General features: G+C 60.5%; 11 protein-coding genes. 4 read left to right on the top strand and 7 right to left on the bottom strand.

Annotation, left to right across the window (positions count from 1 at the left end; genetic code table 11):
- Positions 1-173: 173 nt before the first annotated feature.
- Complete coding sequence (gene tal, locus BUE38_RS10200) at positions 174-1,124, bottom strand: transaldolase (RefSeq protein ID WP_073435064.1); 951 nt, start codon at positions 1,122-1,124, stop codon at positions 174-176.
- Positions 1,125-1,506: 382 nt separating this feature from the next.
- Here tal and BUE38_RS10195 point away from each other — a divergent pair, with 382 nt between their 5' ends.
- The 3 genes from BUE38_RS10195 to BUE38_RS10185 all read left to right on the top strand — a co-directional run bounded on the left by BUE38_RS10195 (position 1,507) and on the right by BUE38_RS10185 (position 4,932).
- On the top strand, positions 1,507-2,010 hold the full coding sequence (locus BUE38_RS10195; RefSeq protein ID WP_084541860.1) for an RpiB/LacA/LacB family sugar-phosphate isomerase: 504 nt from the start codon (positions 1,507-1,509) through the stop codon (positions 2,008-2,010).
- Positions 2,011-2,062: 52 nt separating this feature from the next.
- Positions 2,063-3,781 (top strand): dihydroxyacetone kinase family protein, encoded by a 1,719-nt coding sequence (locus BUE38_RS10190; protein ID WP_073435063.1) that lies wholly within the window; start codon positions 2,063-2,065, stop codon positions 3,779-3,781.
- Positions 3,782-3,939: 158 nt separating this feature from the next.
- On the top strand, positions 3,940-4,932 hold the full coding sequence (locus tag BUE38_RS10185; protein WP_073435062.1) for a sugar-binding transcriptional regulator: 993 nt from the start codon (positions 3,940-3,942) through the stop codon (positions 4,930-4,932).
- 34 nt (positions 4,933-4,966) lie between these two features.
- On the opposite strand, the gene arfB is transcribed toward BUE38_RS10185, so the two are convergent.
- The 6 genes from arfB to BUE38_RS10160 all read right to left on the bottom strand — a co-directional run bounded on the left by arfB (position 4,967) and on the right by BUE38_RS10160 (position 10,191).
- Positions 4,967-5,380: an alternative ribosome rescue aminoacyl-tRNA hydrolase ArfB gene (arfB, locus tag BUE38_RS10180; RefSeq protein WP_073435061.1), complete on the bottom strand. Its 414-nt coding sequence runs from the start codon at positions 5,378-5,380 to the stop codon at positions 4,967-4,969.
- A gap of 126 nt (positions 5,381-5,506) precedes the next feature.
- Positions 5,507-5,716, bottom strand: coding sequence for a hypothetical protein (locus BUE38_RS22525; RefSeq protein ID WP_143166273.1), 210 nt, complete (start codon positions 5,714-5,716; stop codon positions 5,507-5,509).
- A gap of 36 nt (positions 5,717-5,752) precedes the next feature.
- Positions 5,753-6,508: an SDR family oxidoreductase gene (locus tag BUE38_RS10175; protein ID WP_073435060.1), complete on the bottom strand. Its 756-nt coding sequence runs from the start codon at positions 6,506-6,508 to the stop codon at positions 5,753-5,755.
- Between the two features lie 11 nt (positions 6,509-6,519).
- On the bottom strand, positions 6,520-7,512 hold the full coding sequence (locus tag BUE38_RS10170; RefSeq protein WP_073435059.1) for a substrate-binding domain-containing protein: 993 nt from the start codon (positions 7,510-7,512) through the stop codon (positions 6,520-6,522).
- Between the two features lie 125 nt (positions 7,513-7,637).
- Positions 7,638-8,630, bottom strand: a complete 993-nt coding sequence (locus BUE38_RS10165) for an ABC transporter permease (RefSeq protein WP_073435058.1) — start codon at positions 8,628-8,630, stop codon at positions 7,638-7,640.
- 79 nt (positions 8,631-8,709) lie between these two features.
- A complete protein-coding gene (locus BUE38_RS10160; RefSeq protein ID WP_073435057.1) occupies positions 8,710-10,191 on the bottom strand; it encodes a sugar ABC transporter ATP-binding protein in 1,482 nt (493 codons plus the stop codon).
- 325 nt (positions 10,192-10,516) lie between these two features.
- On the opposite strand from BUE38_RS10160, the gene BUE38_RS22520 reads away from it, so the two are divergent.
- Positions 10,517-10,831 carry a hypothetical protein gene (locus tag BUE38_RS22520; protein WP_143166272.1) on the top strand — a complete coding sequence of 105 codons (315 nt, stop codon included), beginning with the start codon at positions 10,517-10,519 and terminating at the stop codon, positions 10,829-10,831.
- Positions 10,832-10,837: the final 6 nt, after the last annotated feature.

Here is a 10,837-nt window from a genome sequence, read left to right as displayed (position 1 = left end):
GAGCAACGAGCAACGAGCAACGAGCAACGAGCAACGAGCAACGAGCAACGAGCAACGAGCAACGAGCAACGAGCAACGAGCAACGAGCAACGAGCGAACCTGGCTCACGTCTGTGATCCGTGGGGCGGCACCGGACAGCTCGCGACTCGCGACTCGCAGCTCGATGCTTAAAACTACTTCAACCGTTCTGCGATCAGGGTTTCCAGCTTGCTCTGGTCATCGGCGAAGCGACGGATGCCGTCGGCGAGCTTGTCCACCGCCATGGCATCGAGATTATGGCGCCAACGATAGCTGGCCTCATCAAGGCGGGGTGTTGCCTGGCCGTTGCCGGGGGTGGTACTGATGGCGGCATCGACTTCTCCTTCGCTGGCAGCGAGCTGCTCGAGCAGGTCCGGCGAGATCGTCAGTCGCGGGCAGCCTGCCAGCGCCAGGACCTGTCCAGTGGAGCGGAAGCTCGCGCCCATCACCACAGTGTCGTAGCCCCCCTGGTGGGCCAACTCGCAGACACCACGCACAAAGGTCACACCAGGGTCTTCGTCCGGCGCGAAGTCGCGCCCATCGCGCTGCCTGTAATAGTCACTGACCCGGCCGACAAAAGGTGAGATCAGATATACACCGGCATCGAAACAGGCTCGGGCCTGAGCTTCGCTGAACAGCAGGGTCAGGTTGCACTGGATGCCTTCCTTCTCCAGCACCTCTGCTGCGCGGATGCCTTCCCAGGTGGACGCCAGCTTGATCAGCACTCGATCACGATCGACGCCGAGCCGTTCATAGCGCTCGATGAGTTCGTGTGCCTTGCGGATGCTGGCCTCGGTGTCGAACGATAGACGTGCCGCGACTTCGGTGGAGATGCGGCCGGGAATATGGGCCGATATCTGTGCCCCCATGGAGACTGACAGGGCATCGACCGCTTCGCTGACGGCACATTCGAGATCGGCCCCGGCATCTGCTGTGCGAGCCAGCACATCGTCGATCAGGCGGTGATATCCCGGCAGCTCGAAGGCCTTGAGAATCAGTGACGGATTGGTAGTGGCATCCTGTGGTTGATACCGCTTGATGGCGTCGAGATCACCGGTGTCGGCAACCACCAGCGAGTGGCGGCGTAGCGCGTCCAGCTGAGACATACAAGGCTCCTGTTGGGGCGGCATGTGAAGCGCTGATCCGCGTCCAGATGATCTCGTGGGCACTCAGCGCATCAAGATATGTACATTCCTTGATCAAATGATTTGTCATTGCGCCGGATTCTGTCAATAAGAAATGCGCAAATGAACGGATTGTGATCGTTAGACCAAAGAATGATTCTTTCTGCCAGACACAGGATGTTTGGAATAACTTCATTAAAAACAAAGAAATGTGAGTTATGGTTGGTGGGCTCTACGCTACATGGTCATTAGGATTTGCGCTGAACGCATGATCATGATCTTTACAAATGATGTGTCGATGATAGTTTGATCCTCATGGTGCTCGAAAGTGTTCAGGTTCGAGCCGTAACCAGAGGAGCTTTCCATGTCAGACGCAACATCGTGCCTGAGGGTCGCCATCGGTGGTGATGAAGCAGCCTACGATCTCAAGGAGATTCTGATTGCTCATGTCCGTGAGTTGGGTCACACGGTGGAGGACTTCGGTACCTTCAATGCCGAGCCGATCCTGTACCCGGATGTTGCGGTGGACGTGGCCCAGGCCATCAAGGCGGGGCGCTTCGATCGGGGTGTACTGGTGTGCGGAACCGGGATCGGGGTGGCCATTTCGGCCAACAAGGTGCCGGGAATTCGAGCTGCCCAGGCGCACGATACCTACTCTGCCGGTAAGGCACGCACCAGCAACGATGCGCAGATTGTCACCATTGGTGCCCGTGTGGTGGGGTCGGAGCTGGCCAAGGAGATTGTCGCCACCTTTCTGTCGAAGGATTTCCCGGGTGGAGCGTCGGCGGAGAAGGTGGCGCGGATCGGCGAGTACGAGTCACAGTTGACTGGTACCCGGAGTGCAGACAAGGGCGAACAACAAGCGTAGAGCGTGGCATCGTCCGACTTCATCAGACCACTACAGGATCAGGATTAAAACCATGACAAGACTGTTCAATGATCCCAGTGAATTTGCCGAGGAAGCCCGACTCGGTGTGGTTGCGGCTCATCCCGACAAGTTGATGGCGGTGCCGGGAGGCGTGGTGCGCAGCACACGCAGCAAGCCTGGCACGGTAGCGGTGGTCATCGGTGGTGGGAGCGGCCACTATCCGGCCTTTTCTGGCCTGGTCGGTCAGGGATTGGCGCATGGGGCGGCCATGGGGAACCTGTTTTCCTCGCCGTCCTCCCAGCAGGTCTACTCGGTGGCAAAGGCGGCTCACAACGGTGGTGGAGTATTGCTGACCTTCGGCAACTACGCCGGTGATGTGCTGCACTTCGGTCAGGCGCGTGAGCGCTTGATCAAGGAAGGCATCCCCTGCGAGATCGTGCTGGTCACCGACGATATTTCCAGTGCCTCGCTGGAAGAGATTGAAAAGCGACGGGGCATCGCTGGTGATCTGACGGTGTTCAAGGCGGCGTCCGCCGCCGCCGAGGCCGGAGCAACACTCGCTGAAGTGGTGGCGGTAGCTGCAGAGGCCAATCGCCGGACCCGCTCCTTCGGGGTGGCATTCGATGGTTGTACCTTGCCGGGGGCTGGCGATGCGCTCTTTCATGTTCCCGCCGGGCGTATGGCGCTGGGGCTGGGCATTCACGGTGAGCCGGGGATCAGTGAGCAGGAGGTTCCCACGGCGGATCAGTTGGCGGAGCTGCTGGTAGCGCGCCTGCTGGATGAGGTGCCCGACGGTATCCCGTTGAATGGTGCGCGAGTGGCGCCGATCCTCAATGGTCTGGGGACGGTGAAGTATGAAGAACTGTTCGTCATCTATCGGCGTGTCGATGCCTTGTTGCGTGATGCGGGTCTGACCATTGTCGAGCCTGACGTGGGTGAGTTGGTGACCAGTCTGGATATGGCCGGTGTATCGTTGACGCTGTTCTGGCTGGATGACGAGATGGAGACGCTGTGGCGTGCTCCGGCCAATACGCCGGCCTATCGCAAGGGCAGTGTAATGGTGGCCGAAGCGCTGGACCCCGCCGAGTTCCAGCAGAGCCTGGAGCGTGAGGTTCCCGGGGCCAGTGAGGCGTCACGGCAGTTGGCAGGAGGCGTACTGAAGGCGCTGGAGATTCTGGTCGAGACCGTCGATGCCAATGCCGATGAGCTTGGCCGTATCGATGCCGTGGCCGGTGATGGCGATCATGGTATCGGGATGCAACGTGGCTGCCACGCGGCGCTCGAGGCTGCCCGGGAGGCGCGGGATCGCCAGGCGGGGGCAGAGACGTTGCTGTCGTTTGCTGCGGATGCCTGGGCGGATCGAGCTGGCGGTACTTCCGGTGCCATCTGGGGGGTGATCCTGACTTCCATCGGTGAGGCCCTGGGTGATCAGCAGCCACTCAATGCCCAGCGGCTGGCGGCGGGTGTTTCGGCGGCCGGCAGTAATGTCATGAGCTTCGGCAAGGCACGACTCGGCGACAAGACGCTGGTCGATGTGCTGGTGCCCTTCGGCGAATGCCTCAATGAGCAGGCCGCTCAGGGCTCGGGGGTTGCCTGGCAGATAGCCGCACAGCGTGCGCAGCAGGCCGCAGAGGCCACTGCGGAGTTGCTGCCGAAAGTCGGGCGAGCTCGACCGCTGGCCGAGAAGAGCCTGGGCACACCGGATGCGGGAGCTGTATCCCTGTCGATGATCATTCGAGCCCTGACGCCGCTGATCAAGTCCTGCGATTGATGATTTGATCGCTCTGTGCACGCTTCCTGCTCCATGGTCGGGTATCCATGGGAGGAGGCGTGCGCCTATATGGGCAGGGCCGGGTGACCGGTAGTTATGCTATCGTGTGCCGCGAATTGTTGTTACACCCTTCAGCGAGCTGCACCAGGAATCGTGCAATGAATGACCGCGTGGAAACTGCTGATATCGACCTGATGACCGAGATCGCCACTCTCTACTATGTGCAGGGTGAGACGCAGGAGGTCATTGCCAATCGCCTGGGATTGTCGCGGATCCGGGTAGGGCGCCTGCTCAAGCGGGCTCAGGTCGAGGGTATTGTCGATGTTCGAGTACGTCAGCATCCTGCCGTCAGTGCCGAGATCGAGCAGGAGCTGAAGCGCCGCTTTGGTCTCAAGCGTGCCTTGGTGGCGCTGGATCATGCCGATGGGGATGCGCAGCGCTCGGCGGTGGCCAGCCTGGTTGCCGATCACCTATCGCGGACTCTGGCCGATGGTCATATCGTCGCTGTTGGTATGGGGCGTAACGTGGGGGCCGTGGCCGACAATGTGTTCGGCGAGCGTGGGCTGGACGTGTCCTTTGTCTGTGCCATCGGTGGTTCGCTGCGTGCCGGGGAGTACATGAACCCCGACCATATCTGCCGCCGCCTGGCGAGCCGTTTCGGTGGAGAGAGTGAAACCCTCTACGCTCCGGCGCTGGTGCAGAACACCGATCTGCGTGACGTGCTTTACGAGAATCCGACGGTGCGTCAGACCCTGGATCGTGCGCGCCGAGCCGACATTGCCCTGATCGGTGTGGGCGATGTCAGCGAGAACAGCAACATGGTGCGCATGGGCTGGTTCACCCCACAGGAAATCGCCGAGGCTCGCCTGTCAGGTACCGTTGGCGACATGATGGGTTATGACTTCATCGACATCCATGGTCGCCCTTCGGTCACTCCGATGCAGGGGCGCGTCGTCGGCCTCAATATCCAGGATCTAACCCGCATTCCCGACGTAGTTGCCATCGCCAGCGAGCATACCAAGGCCGTAGGCATCCTCGGCGCGCTGCGTACTGGCGTGATCGACACCCTGGCCACCAGTGCCACCAATGCCCATACCATCATCCGTCTGGATGAGGCCACCCGGTCAGGAGAAGAGCTGCCGCTGGGCTAGATCGGTGCTCATCGGTTTGTCGGAGGCGCCGCGTTTAGTCTTCGACCTTTTTCCGCCCGGCCTTGATCTGTCCGCGACGAGTCTTGTTGTCGACCCGCCGCTTTCTTGATGACTTGCTGGGTCGTGTGGCGACGCGCTTCTTCGGAGTCACCATTGCCGAGCGCACCAACTCCTGCAGCCGCGCCAGGGCGTCAGCCCGGTTGAGCTCCTGGCGACGGTGGGCCTGGGCCTTGATGACCACGATGCCTTCCGAGGAGATGCGCTGATCGTTTCGCTGCAGCAGGCGCTCCTTGTAGGCATCCGGCAGCGACGAGGCGCGGATATCAAAACGCAGGTGAATGGCCGACGATACCTTGTTCACGTTCTGGCCGCCTGCGCCCTGTGCGCGTACCGCGTTCAATTCGATCTCGTTGTCGGGGATGCTCACCTTGTGGGAGATCGGGAGCATAGGGTCTCCGTGGATTCTTTGCTGTGGTCAAGCCTGGGTTGTACGCGGAGTCCGGCGCAGCGTCAATGCATGCGCCTGGCTTAAGCCAGGGTTGGGCATCGATCAAGGTGGCCCGAGAGGAGGAGGTTATGGTGTCCGAGAGGGGCTATTAACATGGCAATCAAATAGCTCATCCTGATCGATTTGATTGTCGTCCACACCACACTGGCGCAGATGCGAGGATCTGCTGGTGTGGTGCGGTCTCGCGTCGGCCTGATGGCCGACGGCGGCACGTCCCTGTGCCGCCATTAACCCAACATGAAAGCATGCCGGGTTAATAAAGGAACGCCAGCGCAAGCGCTGGCTTTCCTTCGTAGATGCGCAATATCAGTGTTACTGAGCGGTATAGCCGCCGTCGATCACCAGGTTCTCGCCGCTGATCATCCCCGAGCCATTGCCGGCAAGGTAGAGGGCGGCCATGGCTATCTCCTCGGGTTCGGCAAAGCGCCGGGTGGGGATCTTCTGTTTCATGGCTTCGCCGACCTCGCCTGCCCAGGCCTTGCGGCCCAGCTCGGTCAATACCACCGTGGGCGAGATGGCGTTGACGTTGATGCCGCGCGGTGACCACTCCAGTGCCAGTCCTTTGGTCAGCGAGATCACACCAGCCTTGCTGGCGCAGTAGGCCAGGTGTTGGTCCAGTGCCACCAGGCCGGCCTGGGAGGCAAGGTTGATGATTCGGCCCTGGCCGCGTTCGAGCATGTGTCGGCCCACTGCCTGGCACATCATGAACACGCTCTTGAGATTGATCGACATGGTGCGATCCCAGTTTTCCTCGGAGAACGCCTCAGCAGGCTGCAGTTCCACCACTCCTGCCGAGTTGACCAGAATGTCGATACCGCCGAAGGCTTCCAGAGCCTGTTCCACGGCATCATTGAGGCTGTCGCTGCGGGTCAGGTCAGCGACGATGCCCGCGGCATTCTTGCCTCCCAGTGAAGCTGCGATATCGGTGACCTCGGGGTTGCGGTCGACCAGAACTACACGGGCGCCCTGGCTCAGATAAGCTTCGGCGATGCACTTGCCGATACCGGCAGCGGCGCCGGTCACCAGCGCCACCTTGCCGTCCAGGGATAGGGAGTAGTTGACGTCCATGGTATGGGTCCTTACTGACGTTGTTCGAGCAGCTCTGCGACGTTGTCCTGGTCGACCAGGGTCCACGGAATGTTGTAGGTATCGGCTTCGCCACCGGCCCACTCAAGTTCCGGGTAGCGCTCCCAGATATCTGACAGTGGCACCTCATCGGCCTTGCCGAGACGGGCCAGAGCAACGTCCAGTGCGCCCTGGGCCTGGGCTGTGGCATCCTGGAGGATGGTCGCCATCTGTTCCTGTGTCACTGCCTTGAGGGCGTCGGTGATGCCGTCGACACCGGCGATGGCGATATCATTCGGTGAGCGGCCGCTGGCGATGATGGCCTGGATGGCGCCGATGGCCATTTCATCGTTCTGGGCGATCACGCCGCCGATCTCGTCGCGGTGTGCGGTCAGCCAGTTTTCCATCAGCGACAGTGCCTCGGCGCGGGACCAGTTGGCGGTGCGTCGCTCCAGGACCTCGATGCCGGGGTTCTCGGCCAGCACCTTGTCGATGCCTTCGCCGCGGTCGATCTGTGCTGACTGACCGATGGGGCCTTCCAGTACCACGACCTTGCCGTTGTCACCGATCTGGTCGATCACCTGCTGAGCGACCATCTGTCCCGCCAGTACGTCGTCCGAGCCGACGAAGGACGCCAGTTGATCGGTGTTGCAGCGGGTGTTGGAGCCGACCACCGGGATGCCGGCAGCGGAAGCCTTGATCACCGGGGCCACGCAGGCGTCAGCATCAATGGGCACAAAGAGAATGGCGTCGTACTGGCGGGTGATCATGCTGTCGAACTGGTTGGACTGGACCAGCGCATCGTAGCGGCCATCGAAGACCGTAACTTCGACATCGCCGCTCAGGACGGCCGGGTGGGCCTCAAGCGCGTTGCTCCAGAGCTGCATGAATTCGCCCTGCAGGCCATAAGTAGCAGCACCAATGCGCAGTGGGTCTTCGGCCAGAGCGCTGGTGGAAATGGCTGTGGCCAGAGCAGTGAAGGCAATCCTGTGGAGTGTGGTTTTCATGGCGTCAGCTTCCCCGTTCTTGTGGTTGTTGGCTGTGGTGATGTCGATTTGCAGAGATGTGGATCGTCGTTGTGTCGAGGGGCGGTGTTCTCGCCCCCATGGTGTGGTGCATCAAGATGGTGCATTTACGTGTTGCTCAGGCGGGATCGGTCGAGCATCACGGCGACGACGATGATCGCGCCCTTGACCAGTTGCTGATAGAAGGACGATACGCCGAGCAGGTCGAGGCCGTTGTTGATCACGCCGATGATCAGTACGCCGAACAGAGTGCCGACGATGCGTCCCTTTCCCCCGGCCAGGCTGGTGCCGCCGATAACCACGGCAGCGATGGCGTCGAGCTCATAGGCGACGCCGGCCTGGGGGAGGGCTGCCGAAGTGCGGGCGGCGATCATCAGGCCCGCCAGTCCGCAGAGCAGTCCGGAAATGGCATAGACGCTGAAGGTGATGCGGCTGACCTTGATGCCGGACAGGCGTGCTGCAGTAGGGTTGCCGCCGACCGCGTAGACATAGCGGCCGAAGGTGGTATAGCGCAGGGTGAACCAGGCCAGCATGAAGACGGCGGCGAACAGGATCACGGGGACTGGAATGCCGACGACCATGCCCTGACCAAGCCACAGGAAGCTGGGGGACAGGCTGGAGATCGGCATGCCGTCGCTGTAGATGTAGGTCAGGCCGCGCGCCATGCTGAGCATGCCAAGGGTCATGACGAAGGGAGGAATGGCGAAGCGTGCCACCATGACGCCATTGACGCAGCCCAGTGCCAGGCCGGCGGCCAGGCCCAGCGTCAGTGGCACGATCAGTGGCATGCCGGAGTCCACCACCGCGAAACTGGCGGCCACCATGGCGGCAAAGGCCATCATCGACCCTACAGAGAGATCAATGCCGCGGGTCAGGATCACGAAGGTCATGCCGATGGCCAGCACGCCATTGATCGATACCTGGCGCAGCACATTGAGCAGGTTGTTGACGCCTAGAAAGTACGGTGACACCACGGACAGGATCACGCACAGCACAATGAAGGCGACAATGATGCCGTAGTCACTCAGGAAGCCGGTGATGCGGTTCCTGTGGTCCGTGGCGCTGGTGGTTGGTGTGGCACTGGAGCTGGCCTGGTTCATCTTGAGTCCCCACAGATGGCTGGCAGTTGTTGTGTTGAGTGTGATGGAGAGGGTTTCGGTGTCCTGGAGAGAAGTGTCATCAGGATGACAGTCGTACCAGGTTTTCCTGGGTCAGCTCGTCGCCGTGAAGCTCTCCGCTGATCCGGCCCTTGCGGAACACGATGACTCTGTCGCTCATGCCCAGGACTTCGGGGATTTCCGATGACGTCATGATGATGGCGCGGTCATCGCGGGCGAATTCCGACATGAAGGCATAGATCTCGCGCTTGGCGCCGACATCCACGCCGCGCGTGGGCTCATCGAGCAGCAGGATGCTCGGTTGGGTCTGCAGCCATTTGGCCAGTACGACTTTCTGCTGGTTGCCGCCGCTCATCTGCTTGACCGGCATGTCCAGTGAGCTGGCCTTGATCTGCAGGCGTTCGACAAAGGGGGTGGCAACGGCGTCTTCCATTCCCTCGTGAATCAGGCTATTGCGAGCGACGTCGGGAATCGAGGCAAGGGTCACGTTGCGCTTGATGCTGGCACCCATGACCAGTCCGCTGCCCTTGCGATCTTCCGTGACATAGGCGATGCCGGCACGCATGGCGTCACCTGGTTCGCGGGGCTGGAATGGGGCGCCTCGCAGTCGGGCGCTGCCTCGCTCGGCGGGAGCGGCGCCGAACAGGGCGTCGAGGAATTCGCTGCGTCCGGAGCCCATCAGGCCGAAGATACCGAGGATCTCACCCGCCTTGAGGTCCAGTGAGACCCGCTCGAAATCCTTGCCGCGGCCGTAGTCGTCAACTTCCAGCAGTGTGTCGGCTCCGGGTCGGTTGTACTTGGCGTACTCCTCGTCCAGTTCCTTGCCGAGCACAGTGGTGATCAGCCGATGGCGGTCGATGTCAGCCATGGCGCCGGTCTCGATAAAGGTGCCGTCGCGCATGATGGTGTAGTCATCGGCGATTCGATATAGCTCATTCATGCGGTGTGATACATAGATGATCCCAGTGCCGCGGGCCTTGAGCCGCTCCACTGCGGCAAACAGCAATTCGGTCTCGCGCTCGCCGATGGCGGACGTTGGTTCGTCCATGATGATCACGCGGGCATCGCGGGAAATGGCTCGTGCGATCTCGACCATCTGCATGTCGGCGATGCTGAGGCTGCCCAGGCGTGCGTTGGCGGGTAGGTGGAGCTCAAGCTCCCTTAGCAGTTGTTCGGCCTGCAGTCGCATGCGGCGGTGGTCGACAAGTGCGCCCATAAGGCGCGGTTCGCGTCCGAGGAAGATGTTCTCGGCCACGGTCATGTCGGGCACTGGCTCCAGCTCCTGGCTGATCATGGCGATGCCGGTATCCAGGGCATCATGAGGTGAAGGGAAATTCACCTCCCGCCCATCGATCTGCACGTACCCTGCGTCGCGTTGCAGGATTCCCATGAGTACGTTGAGCAGCGTGGACTTGCCGGCGCCATTACCGCCACACAGGGCATGTACCGTTCCCGCGCGGAGTGACAACTGACCGTTGGTCAGTGCCGGGACGCCGGAGAAGGATTTGGCGATGCCTTCAGCATGCAGCAGGGGGGTGGACATGACAGTGCCTCAAACATGTGATCGTTGTTTGATCTTATGTTTGATGCATTGTGCCGCCCAGTCAAAGAATAACTGGCGAGATCTTCTTATACTTTGGTGTCGTCATTAAGTAACATATTGTTTAAATTTAGAAAAATGAAATCGCTCAGGTGATCTTATATTGATCATAGGTAATGGTTGAGTACAAATGAACATATTTTCATTCGTTGTACAAATTATCGGGATGGGCGGGTGAATGGTGGGATGAATGAATGGATGGATAGGTGCGTAAGTGAAATAGGTGCGTAAGTGAGAGATTAACCCGGCATGCTTTCATGTTGGGTTAATGGCGGCACAGGGACGTGCCGCCGTCGGCCATCAGGCCGACGCGAGACCGCACCACACCAGCAGATCCGCGCATCTGCGCCAGTGTGGTGCGGACGAAAATCAAATCGATCGGGATGAGCTATTTGATTGCCATGTTATTAACCCGGCATGCTTTCATGTTGGGTTAATGGCGACACAGGGACGTGCCGCCGTCGGCCATCAGGCCGACGCGAGACCGCACCACACCAGCAGATCCGCGCATCTGCGCCAGTGGGGTGCGGACGACAATCACATCGATCAGGATGAGCTATTTGATTGCCATGTTAATAAGTGAGTAAGT

Origin of the sequence: Halomonas cupida (assembly GCF_900142755.1) — a bacterium.
Classification (GTDB): Bacteria; Pseudomonadota; Gammaproteobacteria; order Pseudomonadales; family Halomonadaceae; genus Halomonas; species Halomonas cupida.
This window is presented reverse-complemented; position numbering and strand designations above follow the sequence as displayed.